This window comes from Streptococcus halitosis (genome assembly GCF_027691175.1).
GTDB classification, from domain to species: Bacteria; Bacillota; Bacilli; order Lactobacillales; family Streptococcaceae; genus Streptococcus; species Streptococcus halitosis_A.
The window spans coordinates 959,865-979,026 of the sequence record NZ_JAQFBD010000001.1 but is presented as its reverse complement, the minus strand read 5'-3'; the positions used below and the strand labels follow the sequence as shown (position 1 = coordinate 979,026).

The 19,162-nt window shown below is 42.0% G+C and carries 14 protein-coding genes; 3 read left to right on the top strand and 11 right to left on the bottom strand.

Annotated elements, in window-relative coordinates; translation table 11 throughout:
• Entirely contained in the window at nt 1–3,654 is a 3,654-nt protein-coding gene (addA, locus tag PG086_RS04785; RefSeq protein WP_270747963.1) for a helicase-exonuclease AddAB subunit AddA, read from the bottom strand.
• A complete protein-coding gene (gene rexB, locus PG086_RS04780) occupies nt 3,651–6,926 on the bottom strand; it encodes an ATP-dependent nuclease subunit B (RefSeq protein ID WP_270747962.1) in 3,276 nt (1,091 codons plus the stop codon). Before rexB ends, addA begins: the two co-directional genes overlap by 4 nt.
• A 121-nt stretch (nt 6,927–7,047) precedes the next feature.
• Here rexB and PG086_RS04775 point away from each other — a divergent pair, with 121 nt between their 5' ends.
• The 3 genes from PG086_RS04775 to PG086_RS04765 all read left to right on the top strand — a co-directional run bounded on the left by PG086_RS04775 (nt 7,048) and on the right by PG086_RS04765 (nt 9,674).
• Nucleotides 7,048–7,857, top strand: coding sequence for a Cof-type HAD-IIB family hydrolase (locus PG086_RS04775; protein ID WP_033585244.1), 810 nt, complete (start codon nt 7,048–7,050; stop codon nt 7,855–7,857).
• Nucleotides 7,858–7,999: 142 nt separating this feature from the next.
• A complete protein-coding gene (locus tag PG086_RS04770; RefSeq protein ID WP_033585242.1) occupies nt 8,000–8,908 on the top strand; it encodes an ATP-binding cassette domain-containing protein in 909 nt (302 codons plus the stop codon).
• A 10-nt stretch (nt 8,909–8,918) separates the two neighbouring features.
• Nucleotides 8,919–9,674, top strand: a complete 756-nt coding sequence (locus tag PG086_RS04765) for an ABC transporter permease (RefSeq protein WP_270747961.1) — start codon at nt 8,919–8,921, stop codon at nt 9,672–9,674.
• Nucleotides 9,675–9,713: 39 nt separating this feature from the next.
• Here PG086_RS04765 and PG086_RS04760 read toward each other — a convergent pair whose 3' ends face one another.
• The 9 genes from PG086_RS04760 to PG086_RS04720 all read right to left on the bottom strand — a co-directional run bounded on the left by PG086_RS04760 (nt 9,714) and on the right by PG086_RS04720 (nt 18,950).
• Nucleotides 9,714–10,592, bottom strand: coding sequence for a sensor histidine kinase (locus PG086_RS04760; protein WP_033585238.1), 879 nt, complete (start codon nt 10,590–10,592; stop codon nt 9,714–9,716).
• A complete protein-coding gene (locus PG086_RS04755) occupies nt 10,592–11,290 on the bottom strand; it encodes a response regulator transcription factor (protein ID WP_033585237.1) in 699 nt (232 codons plus the stop codon). The genes PG086_RS04760 and PG086_RS04755 overlap by 1 nt, the downstream gene beginning before the upstream one ends.
• Nucleotides 11,291–11,396: 106 nt before the next feature.
• Nucleotides 11,397–12,134 carry a TraX family protein gene (locus tag PG086_RS04750; RefSeq protein ID WP_270747960.1) on the bottom strand — a complete coding sequence of 246 codons (738 nt, stop codon included), beginning with the start codon at nt 12,132–12,134 and terminating at the stop codon, nt 11,397–11,399.
• A 144-nt stretch (nt 12,135–12,278) separates the two neighbouring features.
• The gene (aguB, locus tag PG086_RS04745) at nt 12,279–13,154 is read right to left on the bottom strand and encodes an N-carbamoylputrescine amidase (protein ID WP_033585234.1); all 876 of its coding nucleotides are present in this window, start codon (nt 13,152–13,154) and stop codon (nt 12,279–12,281) included.
• Between the two features lie 9 nt (nt 13,155–13,163).
• Nucleotides 13,164–14,249, bottom strand: coding sequence for an agmatine deiminase (gene aguA / locus PG086_RS04740; RefSeq protein WP_033585233.1), 1,086 nt, complete (start codon nt 14,247–14,249; stop codon nt 13,164–13,166).
• The gene (gene nspC, locus PG086_RS04735; protein WP_033585231.1) at nt 14,246–15,373 is read right to left on the bottom strand and encodes a carboxynorspermidine decarboxylase; all 1,128 of its coding nucleotides are present in this window, start codon (nt 15,371–15,373) and stop codon (nt 14,246–14,248) included. Before nspC ends, aguA begins: the two co-directional genes overlap by 4 nt.
• Nucleotides 15,373–16,632: a saccharopine dehydrogenase family protein gene (locus PG086_RS04730; RefSeq protein ID WP_270747959.1), complete on the bottom strand. Its 1,260-nt coding sequence runs from the start codon at nt 16,630–16,632 to the stop codon at nt 15,373–15,375. The genes nspC and PG086_RS04730 overlap by 1 nt, the downstream gene beginning before the upstream one ends.
• A complete protein-coding gene (gene speE / locus PG086_RS04725) occupies nt 16,629–17,489 on the bottom strand; it encodes a polyamine aminopropyltransferase (protein ID WP_000366710.1) in 861 nt (286 codons plus the stop codon). Before speE ends, PG086_RS04730 begins: the two co-directional genes overlap by 4 nt.
• Nucleotides 17,490–18,950 carry an aminotransferase class I/II-fold pyridoxal phosphate-dependent enzyme gene (locus tag PG086_RS04720; protein ID WP_270747958.1) on the bottom strand — a complete coding sequence of 487 codons (1,461 nt, stop codon included), beginning with the start codon at nt 18,948–18,950 and terminating at the stop codon, nt 17,490–17,492.
• Nucleotides 18,951–19,162 lie beyond the last annotated feature (212 nt).

The window sequence follows — 19,162 nt, the reverse complement described above, 5'->3', positions numbered from 1 at the left end:
TTATATTTTTACAACTTGAACCTCGTCTTTGCCGAGCAAAATCAAGTATTTTTCAATATTTTCAATCGAATAGGCACGAGATAAAGCCTCACCATATAGGGCTAACTGACCACGATAGCGGTCTATGAGTTGACTTGGTTGATCGTAACGGTCTGTCTTATAGTCGAAAAGAATAATTCTGTCCTCGTAAACTAGATAGCCGTCCAAGATCCCACGAACAACAAAGTCTTCCTGACTCTTTTGGTCGCGTTTGAGCATGGAGAAAGGTTGCTCGCGGTAGAGATGGCCGGTATTAGCGAGAATTTCCTGACCAAGTGGTGTTTCAAAGAAGGCGAGAATTTTAGAAAGATTAATCTTGTCTCTTACAGCTGGACTAGTCTGAACTTGTTTGAGAGTTTCTGTCAGGCTAGCAAGTGTTGGTTGTTGACTAAGGTCAATTCTCTGCATGAGTTCGTGGGTAGCACTACCAATCTCAGCTCCTGTTACCTTTTCTTTAGTTGAAAAATCTGGTAAATCAAAGCTGATTCGCTTTTCCGGTGATGGAGTTTGGTTAGCAATTTCTACCCCTTCCATATCCATAACGGGTTCGTAGAATTTCTTGATTTGGCTTGGGGTTTGAACACTTGGTAGTTCAATGGCTGCGCGGTGGAGACTATTATAAACTTCCACCTCTTTCAGCATTTCCAAAGCTTCTTTGATGGTTTCTGACTGGCGGTTGTCTGCTTGAGAGCTATCTTGTAGAGGACTCTTGTTTTCCAATTGACCAATAGCTTCTCTGGTCAGCTGGTCTTCACCAATAAAACGATAGCTAAAGTTGAGATCTTCCTTGGCAAATACTTTGCTGATAGCCCAGATCCAATCTTGGAAATTTCTTGCTTGTAGTCTGGTATTGCTATCTAATTTTCCGTTATTTGCTGCCGGGTATTCCTTGGCTTCCAGCTTTTCACGAGACCCCTTACCAACGAGATAAAGTTTTTTCTCAGCCCTTGTCATGGCAACATAAAGGAGACGCATCTGCTCTGAATAGCTAGCCAGTTGCAATTCTTCTTCATTCTGCGTATAAGTTAGGCTAGGAATGGAGAGTTTGATGGTTTTAGGATAGTGTGCTTCCACTGCTCCTGTTTCCACCTTGGCAATGTATTTGACACCAAGCCCATTTTGACGACTGAGAATAACTTCTGACATCGAGTCTTGCTTGTTGAAGTCCTGATCCATGTTGAGGATAAAGACATAAGGAAACTCCAGACCTTTGCTCTTGTGAATAGTCATAAGTTCCACGGCATCTTTAGGCGGTGCGACGGCTACGCTTGCGAGGTCATGCTGAGCCTCTAAAACTTGGTCAATCATACGGATAAAACGTGATAAGCCCTTGAAATTACTCTTTTCAAACTGGTCTGCCCTCAAAGCTAAAGCATAGAGATTGGCTTGTCTAGCAGGACCGTTAGGCAAGGCTCCAACATAGTCATAATAAAAACGGTCATTATAAATCTTCCAAATCAAGTCATAGAGAGAGTGGGTTTTAGCATACAAGCGCCAAGAATCCAAGATATCCATGAACTGATTTAGTTTTTCAGCTAGAGCTGTATAAATCAAGTTTTTCTGACTTGTTGCCAGTTTTTGAGCATTGACAAGCTTCTCGTAAAGATTCTCTTGGACTTTATCTTCTGCTTTCTGAAGGGACAAGCGTGCCAACTCGTCCTCATCAAAGCCAAACATAGGAGACTTCATCAGAGCAACTAAAGCATAGTCTTGCAGGGGATTGTGAATGACACGAAGTGTATCCAGCATGACTTGTACTTCTAGGGATTGGAGATAATTATTTTGCTCGCCGTCGGTTTTAACTGGAATCCCGTACTCAGACAGGGCGAGGAGAATCTGGTCATTTCGACTGCGACTGGAAGTCAAAAGGGAAATTTCTTTGAAAGCAACACCTTTTTCCTGATGAAGCTTCAGGATTTCCTTGATGACCAGACGCATTTCCCCAGTGAGTTTAGTTTCTGTTTGGCTCTCTTCCTCCTCTTGCCCGCTGTCGCCCTTATCGTAGAGGAGAAATTCTGCCTTATTGTCTGGATTGGGAGTTAGTTTGCTATTGGCAAAAACAAGCTGGTGCATGCTATCATAGTTGATTTCGCCGACCTCTTGGTCCATAAGGCGTCCAAAAACATCATTGGTTGCTGACAGCACTTCTGAACTGCTACGGAAATTTTCCTTGAGGAGAATGAGCTTGCCTTCTTGGGGATTTTGTGCATAGCGTTGAAATTTTTCATTGAAAATCTGCGGGTCTGCCTGACGGAAACGGTATATGGACTGCTTGATATCTCCAACCATAAAGCGATTGTGACCATTCGACAGCAATGCCAGCATCCGTTCTTGAATGTGGTTGGTATCCTGATACTCATCGACCATGACTTCGTGGAATCGTTCCTGATAAGCCTCGCGGACTTGTGGGAAATTCTCTAAGATCTCAATGGTATAATGGCTGATATCAGCGAATTCAAAGGCATTCTCCTGGCGTTTACGTTCACGATAAGCCTCCACAAAATCATTCATAAAGGTTTGGAAGGTTTTAGCTAGATCCCAGGTGTCTCCATGATAACGCTCTTGATACTCAAGAATCGTTATCTGATCTGCTAGTTGTCCAAGTTTAGCAAACTGGGCCTTTCTCTCATCGTTATAGGCATCAGCCAGTGGCTTCAAATCGGCCTTACGACTAGAATTAGCTAGAGCTCGACCGTTCTTTTCTTTCGATATTGCGACAATACGCGTAAGCACTGCTTGATAAGCCTGGCTATCGGACTCTTGATTTAAGGAGCCAATTTCATCCAAAACCAACTGCACATTTTCTAAATAGGCAGCTTTTGGAAACTCCTTGGCATCGTTATCCAGATGATAACGGAAGAAACTTTCCAAGTCCCAAAGCGCCTGTTTGATTTGCTCAGTTAATTTGTCTTTTTCAATTACAAAGTCAGCTTCTTCAAACCCTTTGAGGAAAGAGTTACTCAACCATTTTTGTGGACTGCTGGTGGATTGGAGGAAATCATAGATTTTGTAGACTTGCTGACGCAGACCTCGTTCATCCTTACCTCGTCCGGCAAAGTTCTTCACCAAACGGCTAAATTTCTCTTTATTTTCACCTTGGTAATGGGCTTCAAAAACCTGATGAAAAACTTCATTCTTTAAGAGTAACTGTTCACTTTCATTTTGCAGAATACGGAAGTTCGGTGCAATATCAATCAAATAGCCATGCTTTCCTAGGAATTTTTGTGTGAAGGAGTCCATGGTTCCGATGGCAGCGTTTGGCAGGTCTGCCAACTGGCGTCCCAAGTGTTGTTTGAGATCGATATCATTGGTTCCTTGAATTTGTTGGCTGATTTTCTTCTCCAAACGTTCCTTAAGTTCAGTAGCAGCCTTGACGGTAAAAGTCGAGATAAAGAGTTGACTGATTTCTACACCACGCGCTAACTGATCCAGAATGCGCTCTGCCATGACAAATGTTTTCCCTGAACCAGCAGATGCTGAAACTAGGATATTCTGACCTGCAGTATAAATGGCTTCGATTTGCTCGGCCGTTTTCTTCTGTTCCTTGCTCGAACTCGCTTCTGCTTCTTGCAATTTTTGAATCTCTTCCTCAGTAAAAAAGGAAATGGGCTTCATCGATTCAACTCCTCTCTCATTTTCTCAAACCAAGCTTGCTTGAGCTTTTCTCCAACCAGACGCTTGCCATCAGATAAGTCTAACCTCTCTAGGAAACGGGCTTGTCCCAAGTGGTAATTTGCTTCAAAACCTGTGATGGCTTGGTGTTGCTGGACGTATGGGGCAATGCTTCTGCCATTTTCGGTATAGGGATTAATGGCAAACTGGCCTTGTAAAATCTTCTCAGCTGCCTTCTTGTAAAGATGGGCATTGTAGTCCAATAAGAGCTGGAATTCCTCGTCTGTCAGCTGATTAGCCTTGTTTTGGTTATAAAACTCTCCCAAGTGGCTGCTTTCTTTTTCTAAAAAGAGCCCTTGGTATTTCATAGATTTGCTGGCTTCTACTACTGCTCCAGCCAAACTCTTAACGGTCAACAGAGATTGGACGGGTTCAGCCATTTCCAAGTACATAGCGCCAAAAAAGTTCTGCTCCCCTTCTCTTTTTAGGGCAGCAAGATAGGTTGGCAACTGGGAATTAAGCCCATTAAAGAAATGAGGAAACTGGAACTGAGTCAAACTAGACTTGTAGTCTACTACTCCTAGTGCTCCATCAGCTTTCAAACGGTCAATGCGGTCAACCTTGCCTCGCACATGGACACTACGACCATTATCCAATTGAATAAAGGCTTGATCCTTGCCGCCAAATGTTGCTTCCTCTTGGATGGTTTTGATAGCTGGATTATGACGAAGGATGTGGCCAGTTGTCCGAGCGACATCGAGAAGAACTTCCTTGGTAAACTGGGCTTCCAGACTTTCTTGATAAATGGCTTCAAATTCGCGTTCTTGACTTGTTTCCTTAATAGCTTGTTCCAAACGCTGATCAAAGGAATCTTCATCAGGCAGTTTCAAGGCACGTTCAAAAATACGATGCAAGAAATTACCATGACTGCGGGCATCCGGACGCAGACGAACTTCTTCCTGCAAACCTAAGACATAACGGAGGAAATAACTGTATTCATTGCGGTAAAACTCTGTCAAACCAGACGTAGACAGGTAAAACTCCTTGTCAGCGGGATAGAGAGCCTGCAAGGTTTCCCTAGCTAAAGGCTTGCTGATTGGACTGGTTGGGAGGGCAGGATTCACAAGCCCTTTTTGATCAAGTTTTTTTCCCATGACACGCGCCAAGACAGTGACAAAAGTTAAATCTTGTTCATTTTCATTAGAATCCGCTTGCTGATGATAAGCAACCAGACTAGACAAGAGACTGTGATAAGAACCCATATCATCCTTAGACAGACTTTTTTGATGAATCTTCTTCTCTATCCGGCTAAATCCAAAACTCACCAGTTCCTGAAGATAGGCCGATTCCTTGCTCTCGTTTTCATTGAGAAGACTTGGTGCTGATAAAATCAACTGTTTACGAGCAGCATTGACTAAAGAAAGCATGGTATAACGATTTTTCTTGAGGTTTTCACTGCTTGCAATCAGTAATTGCGCTCCCTCTTCAGTCGCTTGGTTTAGGCTTTGTCTTTCTTCGTCTGTTAACAGGCTGGTGTTTTGCGCAATTTTTGGTAAATGATCCTGAGTCAGCCCAATGGCATAGACAAAGTCAGCGGTCATAGGTGCAATCAGATCATAACTCTGCACCAGAACAGTATCAACAGTTGCTGGAATGGTGCGATACTGGGACAAACTCATTCCAGAATGGAGCAAGGCTAGGAAGTCCTCTAGACTAACTTGTGAACCAGCAAAAACCGTCGCAAATTGTTCTAAAACATGGCAGAAAGCCTTCCAAACTTCGGCTTGTCTTTCCTGTTCTAGAGTTTCCATAGTAGCTGTCAAGTCTTGCATCTGCTTGCTTAAAGCAGCATTTTTTAGAAAAGTATTCCACTTTTGCAAGAGATTTTCAGTCTTTTGCTTCCGACTGGCAAATAAGGTTTCAAGTGGCGCCAAAACTCGCAGACGAAGAGAATTTAAACGCTCTAAATCAAATTTTCCATGATGGGATTTGGTAAAGGTCTGCTGAAAAGCTGGCAAGCCATTGATGCCAAGATAGCGGAGATATTGTTCAAAAGCATCAATATCCGCTTGGCTAAGGTCAGTATACAAACCAGTTCTGAGGAGATTAATCAAATCTTCCTGACGGAAACGGTAGCGTTTCAAACGCAAAATAGATTCGACATACTGAGTCAAAGGATGATGAGCCATGGATTCACTTCTACCAAGATAGAACGGTATCTGGTACTGGTCAAAAATAGTTTTCAGCGATAGCTGGTAAGATGCCACATCCCCCAGCAAAATACGAAAATGCTTGTAACTCAGTTCTGGATAGTCATGTAATTTCTGACGAATAGCGCGAGCCACCAACTCCAACTCTTCCTTTTGTGTCAAGCAAGACCAGATTTGCAAATTTTCACGGTCCTTCTCATCGACATCTAAAGTGAGTTCTGAAAAGTCATAAGAAGACTCCAGCAAACGAGAGGCCTTGTCAAAGCTATCCATCTTCTCATGCGTCTGAGAACAGTCTTGAGCAGGGGTTTGGTATTTTGCCCCCAAATGATGGAGGAATTCCACACTGGCTTGGTAGAGATTGCCTTCAGTGAACGGACTGGTATAGGCCTTCTTGCTTGCATAAGCACCAATAATAATCTCGGCACCTTTGCGATGGAGTAGATCCACTACACGCTCTTCCTCAGCAGAAAAACGGGTAAATCCATCAATAACCAAGGCAAGTTGACTGAAATCACTACTTACCTTGTTATTCTCAATAGCCTCAATCAAATGGGACAACTGACTTCCCTGAGCCAACTGACTTTGATTGAGATAGGCTGTTACTTTCTCGAAAATCAAGAGTAAATCTGCTCTCTTGTCCTCATCGGTCAAACTTTCCAAGTCCAAAAAGCTCATCTGAGCAGTTGTCATCTCGTGATAAAGTTCAATCAGCTGCTGGATAAATTGAGGGTCCTGTTTAATCGCACCATAAACTCGTAACTCTTTGGAGTCCAGTTCCGCAAGACATTTATAAAAGGCCATCCCAAGACCGATATCATCAAGACTGGTCTTTGTAGGCAAGTCATTTAAAACCAGGTAACGAGCCATCTGAGCAAAGCGCGTGACGGTAATCGCAAAAGAAGCCTGCTGGGACAAGCATTCCAGCACGGCACGTTCCTTTTCAAAAGAAAGAGAGTTGGGAGCAATGTAGAAAACCCGCTTACCAGCAACAACCAGCTCTTCCGCCTCTCTGGTCAAGATTTCTGTCAAAGAAGTCCGAATATCAGTATACAGTAATTTCATCTCAGCCTCGTTATACTTTCTGTCATTATCCTATATTATACCATGATTTAGCCGAAGATTCTGCCTCCTTATCACCAAAATATGCTATAATAAAAGCAAAACACATAGAAAAGGAAGTCTTATGATTAAACTACTAGCCTTGGATATGGACGGAACCCTCCTTAATGAAGCCAAGGAAATCCCACAAGCCCACATCACTGCCATTCACCAAGCCATTGAAAAAGGTGTCAAACTGGTTCTCTGTACAGGTCGCCCGCTTTTCGGTGTCCTTCCCTACTATAAAAAATTGGGACTGGATCTCCAGAACGAGTATGTCATTGTCAATAATGGTTGTTCAACCCATCAGACCAGTGACTGGAGTCTAGTGGACTGGCAAGAACTCAGTCCAGCTGACATTGAATACCTCTATGACCTAGCAGAAAAAAGCGACGTCCAGTTGACTCTTTTTGATGAGGAGCATTATTTTGTCCTCGGTGGCAAGCCTAATCAAATTGTTCAAAATGATGCCAAGCTCGTCTTTTCAGACTTAACTGAAATTTCCCTTGAGGAAGCGATTAGTGGCAAGTATCGTATGTTCCAAGGTATGTTTTTGGGTACCAAAGGGCAAACAGACGATTTTGAGCAGCGTTTTGCGACAGAACTCTGTCAACGATTTAGCGGAGTTCGCTCGCAACCTGTTATTTATGAAGCCATGCCACTTGGGACGACAAAGGCTACTGCTCTTTCTCGACTAGCTGCGATTTTGAAGATCGAGCCCTCAGAAATCATGGCCATAGGCGATGCTAATAACGATATCGAAATGCTTCAGTTTGCAGGACTGGGCATTGCAATGGGAAATGCCAGTGACCATGTCAAATCCCTTGCTAATGACGTTACAGCAAGCAATGAAGAAGAAGGCGTTGCTCGCGCCATTGAGAAGTATATTTTATAATTGAGAAGCCCAGTTCATATCAACTGGGTTTTGTTTCTTTTAAGAATTACAAAACTTTAGAAACTCTTTAGAATTACTTGATGTTTCTTTGATTTCTATACCTTATACTAAAGTTAGAAAAATAAATCAAAAGGAGAAAATCATGAAAACAGTACTCGAAATTCATGGACTGACCAAACAATTTGGTAACCAAGCTATTCTTCAAGATCTTAGTCTAACCATAAAAGAGGGAGATATTTATGGTCTAATCGGAAAAAATGGAGCAGGTAAAACTACTCTTATTAAAATCATTACACAATTATTGTTTGCGGACAAAGGTACAGTTTCCCTCTTTTCTAGCAAAGAACAAAATGAGTGGACCAAGGCATTATCTCAAGTGGGTTCTGTTATCGAATCACCTGTAGCCCATAATCACTTAACAGCTTATCAAAACCTTAAATATTATTGTATGATTCGTCATATTCCAAATGCTGATAAGGTGATTCATGAGACTTTGGACTATGTTGGCTTGTCAGATACAGGAAAAAAAGTCTTTCGTGATTTTTCACTAGGAATGAAACAAAGACTTGGCATTGCCATTGCCCTCCTATCCAAACCAGACTTCCTGATTCTTGATGAACCTATCAACGGACTTGACCCAATTGGAATCAAAGAATTTCGTCTGATGATCCAGCGGCTCAATCAAGAAAAAGGAATAACCATTCTCATCTCTAGCCATATCTTGTCTGAACTCTATCTCCTAGCTAATCGCTTTGGAATTTTGGATCAAGGAAAGATTATCCGTGAAATCAGCAAAGCTGAATTTGAAACGCTAAGTGAGGATTATATTGTGCTCAGAACAAGCGATAAAGAAAGAGCATGTCAAGTATTGAAAGAACAAATCCAACTCCAGTTCAAGGTTGTTAATCCAGAAAATGAAATCCATATCTTTGGGAATGAACAAGATGTCAAACAGATTCTTAAGAAATTAACTTTGGCAGATGTTGCTATTGACGAGATTTACTATGCCCGTCAAAACCTAGAAGAATACTTCACACAATTGGTAGAATAGGAGAAAAATCATGATACATACCATTCAAGCAGATTTTTACCGTCTCTTTCGCTCCAAAGGATTCTGGATTACAGAATTCATTCTCTTTGCTCTCATGTTAATGGGTGCTACTATCGGAGCTACAGGACATCTGATGTCAGTAAATACCACACCTGAAACAGAATTTCCGACCAAAGGTTGGGACGGCATCCAAGCTCTTATCAACGCGTCTAGCAATGGTTCAAACCTCGTTTTTCTCTGCATCGTCCTGACATGCCTCGTTCTTGGAGTTGATTTAATCGGCAAACTCTATAAAAATAGTTTGACAGTTGGCGTTTCTCGTACAGAGTTTTTCCTTGCTAAATTCTTTGTTCTAGCAAGTATCGCTCTCTTACAACTCATCACCAGTCTTGTGATTGCCTTTATTCCCGCGACTCTACTAAACGGACTTGGTACAATGCCTGATGGTTTTGTTACTAATCTCCTCTTGACGATTTCCCTTCAATTTCTCTGCCTTCTCGCTTGGCTTTCAATTGTTTCCTTTATTCTCTACCTAACTCATTCTTATCTTGCCGTATTTATTGGTTATCTGATTAGCTCTATCATCCTTTCTACGCCAATGCTTGTTTTCCCAGACATTGAAATTCTACGATATTTAATTCTAGATTTTGCCTATGCTATGACTACTAATAGTCAAGCTATTCTCTATACCATCACGATTTGCGTAACGGTCATACTTTTCTTCTCTTTCAGTGGACTGACTGTTTTCAAGAAGAAAAGCTTATAAAAAGGACCTCCTCTAAACTTATAGAGGAGGTTTCTTCTGTTAAAAATAAATAAAGACTGAAAACCATTCTCCATCAGTGGCTAGCTTCATATCCGCTCCAAGAAGATGAACTAATTCCTCAGTAATATAAAGACCTAAACCAGAGGATTCTTCTGTATCCGACATATTTTCAGAATAAAAACGATTGCTGAGATTGTCTATATTCTTGATAGATTTTTTGACAAGATTATCAATTTCCAAAACAAGCCTATTTTCTTCCTTTTTCAAAGAAAGTCGAGCTTTCTCCTTACCGTGCTTGAGAACATTTCCAAGAAGGTTTTGTATAATTCGATCAAGCAAGTCCTCATCAGTCGTCGTTTTCAATCCTGGTTCAACATTAAAATCAAGAACAATATGTGAAGATTGAAAAACGTCGTAATAAGCTAAAGTCTTTTTCGTTATAAAAGTTGATAAATCAAGTTCTTCCAGTTTCGGTTTGACTGCTCCTTCCATCAAATGACGGTATTCGAGGAGAGCCTCCAAACGTTTGGAAACCAAATCCTGATGATGGGCTATTTTATTTAAGGTTTCTGAACTATTATCGGGATGTTTTATTAGTTGCTGAGTATAGCCTGAAGCGATTGTCAAAGGTGTCCGAATATCATGAGCGATGTTACTGATTGCCATATCTAAGGTGTGTTTTTCACGCTTCATGATTAGCTGATTTTGCTCCACTTCTTGAAATAGATTCTCAATTTGGTTATGTAGACGCAAAATGGTCTTTGAAAAGAAATTTATCCCGATCCTCTTCATGCTACCAGAGCGAATCTTTTCTTCGATTTGTCTGCTTAAATCTCTAATTGCTATATGATAGCGAATCAAAGAAATCGCCAAAATAATGTTAGTAAGGAGTAATATTGATATCAAAATGTAATTCATTATTTGTCTCCTTTTAATCGTACACCAACTCCCCAAATGGTTTCGATGTAATCGTCATTTGGATCCAGTTGATACAGTTTTTTACGGAGATTGCTTAGATGAGTGTTGAGCGTATTGTCTCCAGGCAGGTAACTTTCTTCCCAAATCAATTCATAGAGTTCTTCTTTGGTGAAGATCTTTTTAGGATGCTGGAGCAACATTTGGAGAATCTGGCACTCTTTCTTTGCAAGGCGAATGGTTTCAGTTGCGTTACTTATTTCAAAACTATCCGCATCGAACTGGATATTTTTAAAGTTTTGTACGAGGTTATCAATTTCTCTTCGATCTCCTGACTGATGTTCACCACTTTGGCGTAATTGCACGGTGACTCTGGCAAAGACTTCGTCCAAATCAAAAGGTTTTACTACATAATCATTGGCACCATCTAAGAGATATTGGCTGATGAGCTTTTTATCACCCAAAGCAGTAAGCATGATGACCGGAGTCTGACTAGTTTGTCGAATAGCTTGCAAGACTTGGTCGCCATTTTTCCCAGGGAGCATGATATCTAGCAAAACGAGATCAATGCCACCTTTATCAAATTGCATGATACCTTCTGTCCCAGAAAATGCTTGAATCACTTCGTGTTCCTCTGCAAGAAGGGTTCTTAAAATTTCCTGGATTTCATTATTATCTTCAATTACAAGTATGTTCGCCATAAACCTCGTCCTTTCTAAAACTATTATAACATGTTTTGTTGGGAATTCCAGATACAGAAAAGCTCCTCTAACATTTTAAGTTAGATGGAGCTAATGGGAATTGAATCTACTTAAGCAAATAAGCAATCAAGGTTATAATCCATAGATGAGCTGGGTAGAAAATATAAAAGAAGTATTTACTCCAACTAGTTTCTTTTCCTCGCTGTCCATTATACAAGGCCATAAAAGGAAAGACGGTGACAAAGAGCCAGTCAGAATTGAAAAGCATCATTTCCAGTGTTTGGTGCCAAGTGTCGTAAATTTGGATGGAAGTCACTAACAAGAAGGCCCACAGAAAGGCATATAGGAGATTTCGCAATCCCTTGCGATTTCGACAAGAGTAACTAATCAAGAGAAATGGTAGCATGGTGATACCACCCTCGGTAAAAAGACAACCGAAAATCAAGAGACCAGCAACGCCAATCCGACGCCACAACTTCTCTTTTTTATCCAGCTCTTTTCGAGGAAAACCAATCCAAAGCATGGTGACACCGATGGCTAGAGTCAGGAAAATATTATTATTGACCATTACTCCTTTGGATGCAAATAGGGCATTGAGTAGGCTATTTCCAGCAAACATGATCAGCGCCCAAGACCAGAGACGGATGAGGTAGTTTTTCAAGTTTCGAGTATGGATGAATCCTTCCATAGCCATATAGGCAAACCAAACTCCCACACAACGGGTCAAGGCGTGAAAGATACCTTCCCACAAAGGAGAAACGATTCCGGTAATATGCGGGATATGGTCTAGAACCATTACTGCCGCCATCAGATACTTCAACTGCGTCGCATTCCATTTTTTCATAATAAACCTCTTTCTTTTTGATCTACATAGAGTATAGCATACATTTCTACGTATAATCGTACACCTATCTTACATTTAAAAAGCCTATCTTACATTTTTGTAAGACAGGCGTGAATATCAAAAGTTTATTATGAAAGATACCTTCTAGTCGGTAATCCGTTGGTACATTTCTGGTCTTCTATCTCGAAATAGTCCCCAGTTTAGGCGCTCGCTTGCTCCCTTATCCAGGTCATAAGTTGCTAACAGAACAGCTTCTCCTTGTCTTTCAGCTCGCTCTAGAATAGCTCCTGTTTCATCCGTCATAAAGGAGGAACCGTAGAAGTCAAGACTAGAACTCTGTCCGCCATTTTCCTCACTAGGAGTGACTTCTTCCAAGCCATAGCGATTGGCTGCAATAACTGGGACAATATTTGCTGCTGCGTGCCCTTGCATGGTACGTTGCCAGTGACCACAACTATCCGTATCTAAGATAGGCTCTGAACCGATAGCGGTTGGGTAAAAGAGCAATTCTGCCCCATTCAACGCAAGACAACGGGCTGTTTCAGGGAACCATTGATCCCAACAGATGCCAATCCCAATCTTAGCATAGCGAGTATCCCAGACCTTGAAACCAGTGTTACCAGGCGTGAAATAAAACTTTTCTTGATAATAATGGTCATCTGGTATGTGGGTCTTCCGATAAACACCCAGCACTTCTCCATCAGCATCAATGACGGCGATTGAGTTATACAAGACATTGCCATCTTTTTCGTAGAAACTAATCGGTAGAACAACCTGTAGTTCCTTAGCAATCACTTTAAAATGCTGAATGGCTGTATTTTCTGTCACCGACTGGGCATACTGATAATAGTCATACTGGCGTTCCTGACAGAAATAGGGACGTTCAAATAATTCAGGCAAGAGAATGATTTGCGCGCCTTTGTCTGCAGCTTGACGTACTAAACGCTCCGCTGTTTGGATATTTGTTGCCACATCCTTGGCACATTGCATCTGGATCGCTGCAACTCTAACATTTCTCATCTTTTTCTCCTATTCTGGGATTTGTTGGGTGATACAGTGAATATTGCCACCACCTAAGAGAATATCTCTGGCTGGTATTCCTACGACTTTACGGTCTGGAAAACACTTGCTGAGGATATCTAGGGCAACTTGGTCGTTTTTATCTTGAAATTGAGGAACAAGGACAGCCTTGTTGGCAATATAGAAATTGACATAGGAAGCTGCAAGACGTTCACCTGCATAACGCTCTTCTTCCCCTTCTTCATAAGTATAGCCTGGCAAATCTTCTTCGGTTACAACTTGATGAAGCGCTGGGATTGGCAATTTATGAATGGTGAAGTGACGACCTTTTGCATCTGTTTCTTTTTCTAAAAGCTCTAAATCAGCTACTGACATGGCATATTGGGGATCATTTTGATCATCTGTCCAAGCCAAGACAAGCTCTGCAGGACCAACGAAGGCTGCAACATTGTCAACGTGTTCATTGGTTTCATCCTGATAAATACCATAAGGAAGCCAGATAACTTTTTCAGCACCAAGGCTCTCCAATAAGGTGTTTTCGATTTCCTCTTTAGACAGGTGGGGATTGCGTCCAGGACTTAGAAGACAACTTTCAGTCACAAGAATGGTTCCCTGACCATCGCTGTGTATGGCGCCGCCTTCCAGTACAAAAGGTTTGGCATCGTAAACAGGCATTTCCAAGGCCTCAGCAAAACGACTGGCTACTTGGTCATCCTCTTCATAATCTTGATAAAGACCATCGACAGCACCACCCCAGGCATTAAAAGACCAATCTACTGCCAACTTTTCTTTTTTATCATTGATGAGAATGGTCGGCCCCGTATCACGCGCCCAGGAATCATTAGTAGGGATATCTAGATAAACAACCTTGTCTCCTAGATAGGATTGGGCTTCAGATAGATAGTCTTGCTCCACCAAAAGGTAGACTGTTTCCCCCTGAGCAATAGTTTTGATGATTTGGCTAAAGGCCTTCTTAGCAGCCTTTCCTTGGAAGGGCCATGAACCTGGTCGAGTTGGCCAGATCATGAGGGTACCATGATGGGGTTCATACTCTGCTGGCATACGATAGCCTAATTTTTTTGGACTGTTCATCATGATAATCTCCCTTTAAAGTCTTGATAGCCAAAGGCTTTGACTAAGCTGCAGTCACCCTGCTCATCCATAAGATAGAGACTTGGCAATCCAATACCGTTAAAGGTATTATTTTTGACAAAGGAGTAGATTGCCATGTCTTCGAAATAAAGTCTATCACCGATTTGGATTGGATTTTCAAAGCTATAATCTCCAATCACATCGCCCGTCAGACAGGTATTGGAAGAAAGCCTATAAGTATGTGCTTTTTCCTGAGCTTCAAATCCATTTCTCAAAGGTGGTCGATAGGGCATCTCAAGTACGTCAGGCATATGGCAGGTCGCAGAGGCATCTAAAACCAAGATATCCATACCATTTTCTACAATATCCAATACTTCAGTTGCTAGATAACCCGCATTAAGTGCAATAGCTTCTCCCGGCTCGATATAGACTTCAAGATTGTAAGTTTCTCGGATACGCTTAATTTCAGAAATTAGCAAATCTACATCGTAGTCTTCTCTTGTGATGTGGTGGCCACCACCCATATTGAGCCATTTGACCTCATGTAAATAAGGTCCAAACTGTTCTTCTACAGCTTTCAAAGTTGTCTCTAAATCATCCGCCCCCTGCTCGCAAAGGGTGTGAAAATGAAGACCATCTACTAAGTCCAGCAAATCACTTGGTATCTTGTCTAGAGTAACTCCAAAACGAGATCCAGGTGCACAAGGGTCATAGAGCGCGTGGTCTCCTTGAGTTGAACACTGTGGGTTGAGGCGCAAACCGACACTAATACCAGCCTCTCGACAACGAGGACCATGTTTACGCAACTGTCTCTCCGAGTTGAAGACGATATGGTCCGTTATCTCCAGCAATTCCTCCAAGTCTGCATCCTTGAAAGCAGGTGCAAAGACATGGACTTCCCCAGAGAACTCTTCTCGTGCTAGTTTGGCCTCATAGAGACCACTTGCAGTTGTACCAGATAGGTACTCGCTAATCATGGGGTAGGTTTTGTAGAGGGAATAAGCCTTCTGAGCAAGTAAAACCTTGCAGCCCGCTTCTTCCTGAACTTGTTGTAAACTACGGCAATTGGCTTCTAACTTGGCCAAGTCAATGACGTAAGCTGGCGTTGGTACTTGTTCTAACTTCATTAGTCCACCATTTGCGGATTTTCAACCACAACCCAAGGCAAACCATACTCATTCAAAGCTTCCATGAATGGATCTGGATCCAATTCTTCAAGGTTATAAACTCCAGGTTGTTTCCAAGTACCATTCATCACTAATTTGGTCCCAATCATGGCTGGAACACCTGTTGTGTAAGAAATTGCTTGCGAACCAACTTCTGCGTAACATTCCTGATGGTCGCAAACATTGTAGATATAGATAGTCTTCTCAACACCGTCTTTGACACCTGTAAAGATACAGCCGATATTGGTTTTTCCAACTGTACGTGGTCCAAGGCTGGCTGGATCAGGTAGCAAGGCTTTTAAGAATTGAATCGGAACGATGTCTTGGCCATTAAAGTTAATAGCATCTGTACGAAGGAGCCCTACGTTTTCCAAGCATTTCATGTGTGTTAGATAAGATTGGCCAAAAGTCATAAAGAAGCGAATCCGTTTGATTCCTGGAATGTTTTTCGCCAATGATTCAATTTCTTCATGGTGAAGGAGATACATGTCTTTTTGTCCAACTTGAGGGAAATCATACTCACGCTTGATAGACATAGCTTCAACTTCGACCCATTTTCCATCTTCCCAGTAAGAACCCGGCGCAGAAACCTCGCGGAGATTGATTTCTGGGTTAAAGTTTGTCGCAAATGGATAACCGTGGTCACCGCCATTACAGTCTAAAATGTCGATATAGTGGATTTCATCAAAATAGTGTTTCAAAGCATAAGCTGAAAAGACGCTGGTTACACCTGGGTCAAAGCCAGATCCAAGCAGAGCGGTCAAGCCTGCTTCTTTGAATTTTTCCTGATAAGCCCACTGCCATGAGTAGTCAAAGTAGGCTGTAAAACCAAGTTCCTTGCAACGTTTTTCGTAGATGGCACGCCACTCAGGATCTTCTGTATCCTCAGCCTCGTAGTTGGCAGTATCGATATAGTGGACTCCAGTTGCCAAACAAGCATCCATGATGGTCAAGTCTTGATATGGGAGTGCTACGTTCAAAACAGCTTCTGGCTTGTAACTTTCAATCAAAGCAATCACTTCTTCAACCTTATCAGCATCAAGAGCAGCTGTTTCAATCTTTGTACTTGTTTTACCTTCTAATCTAGCCTTCAAGTCATCACATTTTGACTTTGTACGGCTAGCAATCATAATTTCTGTAAAAGTTTCGCTATCTTGGCAAATCTTTGAAATAGCAACTTGGGCAACGCCCCCACATCCAATAACTAATAAACGACTCATTTTTTCCCTTCCTCTTCTTCTAAAATGTCCTCAACATACTTGGGCAACATAAAGGCCCCCACATGTAAGTTTGCAGTGTAGTATTCTGTGAAAAGCTGGCGTTTTTTCCAGCCTTCCTTGTCAAAATCTTTGATAGGGTGGTATTTTTTCGATGCAAATCCAAATAGCCAATAGCCAGCTGGACTGGTTGGGATATGGGCCTGATAGACTCGGCTGATTGGAAAGGCTTGATTGACCTTACGGTGCATGCTTCGGCAAGCTGACTCATCTTCGTCAAAAAAAGGACTACCATGCTGGTAAATCATGATACCATCTTCTTTAAGAGCGCGATAACTATTGCCGTAAAATTCCTTGGTAAAGAGCCCTTCCGTATGTCCAAATGGATCTGTCGCATCGTTGATGATAATATCGTAGTCATCTTCACAGTTTCGCAAAAAGCGAAGACCATTTTGGTAGTAAATGGTAACACGAGGATCATCTAGCCCTGCAGCAAAGTCTGGGAAATACTCACGACAGACTTCAACCAACATCTCATCCGGTTCCACAATATCGATTTGTTCCAGTTCAGGATAGAGTGTTAATACTTGGGCAACACCGCCGTCACCACCCCCAATAACCAATACTTTCTTTGGATTTGGATGGACAGCCATGGGTACGTGGACGGTCATTTCATTGTAAACAAAATCATCTGCATCTGAAAACAAGACATGGCCATTTAAGATTAATATTTTCCCAAAAGCTGGTGTATCTAATACCTCTATATCCTGCCATTCACTTTTTCCAGCGTAAAGTTGCTTGGCTGTTCTCAAGGACAATTTCACATCTGGAGTATGAACTTCAGAAAACCATAAATCCATCTAGTTCTCCTTTCTATCAATAACGTTGATGTGATTGACCTCTGGATCTTCCGTCCCTTGGAGGGAGCAACCACGTTCTTTGGCAAATAGGATATAATCCACAATTTCTCGTGTAATACGTTCACCTGGTGCTAGAATCGGGATCCCTGGAGGATAACACATGACAAATTCTCCACAGACTTGTCCGACTGATTCGTCTAAGGTCAAACTTTTTCTCTCTGAATAAAAGGCTTCTTGAGGAGAAAGGACCAACTCTGGTTGGATATATTCTCCAGCTATCAAGTCCTTTCCATCTCTTGAGTAGAGTCTCTTGATATCAGCCAAAGCACCGACCAAACGTTCGATATCTTGGATGCGGTCACCAATTGAAATGTATGCCAAGATATTACCAATATCACCAAATTCGATCTGAATGTCGTATTCATCTCGCAAGAGGTCATAAACCTCGATACCTGTTAGCCCAATTCCCTGAGTGTAAACTGATAGCTTGGTTACATCGAAATCACAGACCGATGCACCATCTATCAACTCTTTTGAGTAGGCATAGTAGCCACCGATAGCATTGATTTCACGACGAGCGTACTCGGATAGCTCAATGACTTTCTCAAAGGATTCTTTGCCTCGAAGAGCTAAGTTCCGACGCGAAATATCCAGACTAGCCATCAACAAGTAAGAGGCAGATGTAGACTGGGTCAGGTTGATAATCTGACGAACGTACTCAGGATTCATCTGCTCCCCGATAAGAAGGATGGAGCTCTGGGTCAAACTCCCACCAGACTTATGCATAGAAACCGCCGCCATATCCGCTCCAGCGTCCATAGCAGATAATGGCAATTTATCTGTAAAATGCAAATGCGCTCCATGGGCTTCATCCACTAAAACCAGCATGCCAGCTTCGTGAGCCATCTCTGTTAATCCTCTCAGATCCGAACAAATCCCATAGTAAGTAGGATTATTGATTAGGATAGCTTTAGCGTCTGGATGTTCCTTAATGGCCTGGGCAGCCCGGTCATTTTCAAGACCTAAAGCGATGCCGATTTTAGGATCCACACTCATCTCGATATAGATGGGAATGGCTCCACATAGAACCAACGCATTGATAGCAGATTTGTGGACATTTCGTGGCAGAATAATCTTATCTCCAGCCTTACAGGTGGAAAGAATCATGGTTTGAACTGATGAGGTTGTACCGCCAATCATGAGAAAGGCATGGGCTGCACCAAAAGCATCCGCAGCTAATTCCTCCGCATCCCGAATAATCGAAATGGGGTGACCAAGATTATCCAATGGTTTCATCGAATTAACATCAATACCAACACATTTTTCCCCTAACAGTTCGACCAATTCTGGATTTCCCCGTCCACGCTTGTGACCTGGCACATCAAAGGGAACAATCCTTTTCTTGCGTAGTTTGACCAAGGCCTCGTAAATTGGGGCTTGGTTTTGATCTAACTTCTTCAAGACATACTCCTTCACCGTATTTTTAGCACCTCAAGAAGATAGAGGCGACTAAAGGTTGACTTATGAAAAAAGAGCAGGTCTTCACCTGCTCTGCAATCTTCTGACGTGTGTATTTTGGTTTCTGTTGAGTATGTCTGTTCCTGATGTTTCCTAACTCTCTAGTAGCAAATATTACGTACTTTATTGATCGTTTCACAAGATGACGTGTGCTT

Bases quoted from the DNA above. Each gene is read 5' to 3' on its own strand.
- PG086_RS04750 (WP_270747960.1), bottom strand. From the start codon at position 12,134: ATGAAAAAATGGAATGCGACGCAGTTGAAGTATCTGATGGCGGCAGTA.
- rexB (WP_270747962.1), bottom strand. From the start codon at position 6,926: ATGAAATTACTGTATACTGATATTCGGACTTCTTTGACAGAAATCTTG.
- PG086_RS04760 (WP_033585238.1), bottom strand. From the start codon at position 10,592: ATGAATTACATTTTGATATCAATATTACTCCTTACTAACATTATTTTG.
- aguB (WP_033585234.1), bottom strand. From the start codon at position 13,154: ATGAGAAATGTTAGAGTTGCAGCGATCCAGATGCAATGTGCCAAGGAT.
- PG086_RS04765 (WP_270747961.1), top strand. From the start codon at position 8,919: ATGATACATACCATTCAAGCAGATTTTTACCGTCTCTTTCGCTCCAAA.
- nspC (WP_033585231.1), bottom strand. From the start codon at position 15,373: ATGAAGTTAGAACAAGTACCAACGCCAGCTTACGTCATTGACTTGGCC.
- PG086_RS04770 (WP_033585242.1), top strand. From the start codon at position 8,000: ATGAAAACAGTACTCGAAATTCATGGACTGACCAAACAATTTGGTAAC.
- PG086_RS04730 (WP_270747959.1), bottom strand. From the start codon at position 16,632: ATGAGTCGTTTATTAGTTATTGGATGTGGGGGCGTTGCCCAAGTTGCT.
- aguA (WP_033585233.1), bottom strand. From the start codon at position 14,249: ATGATGAACAGTCCAAAAAAATTAGGCTATCGTATGCCAGCAGAGTAT.
- PG086_RS04755 (WP_033585237.1), bottom strand. From the start codon at position 11,290: ATGGCGAACATACTTGTAATTGAAGATAATAATGAAATCCAGGAAATT.
- speE (WP_000366710.1), bottom strand. From the start codon at position 17,489: ATGGATTTATGGTTTTCTGAAGTTCATACTCCAGATGTGAAATTGTCC.
- addA (WP_270747963.1), bottom strand. From the start codon at position 3,654: ATGAAGCCCATTTCCTTTTTTACTGAGGAAGAGATTCAAAAATTGCAA.
- PG086_RS04775 (WP_033585244.1), top strand. From the start codon at position 7,048: ATGATTAAACTACTAGCCTTGGATATGGACGGAACCCTCCTTAATGAA.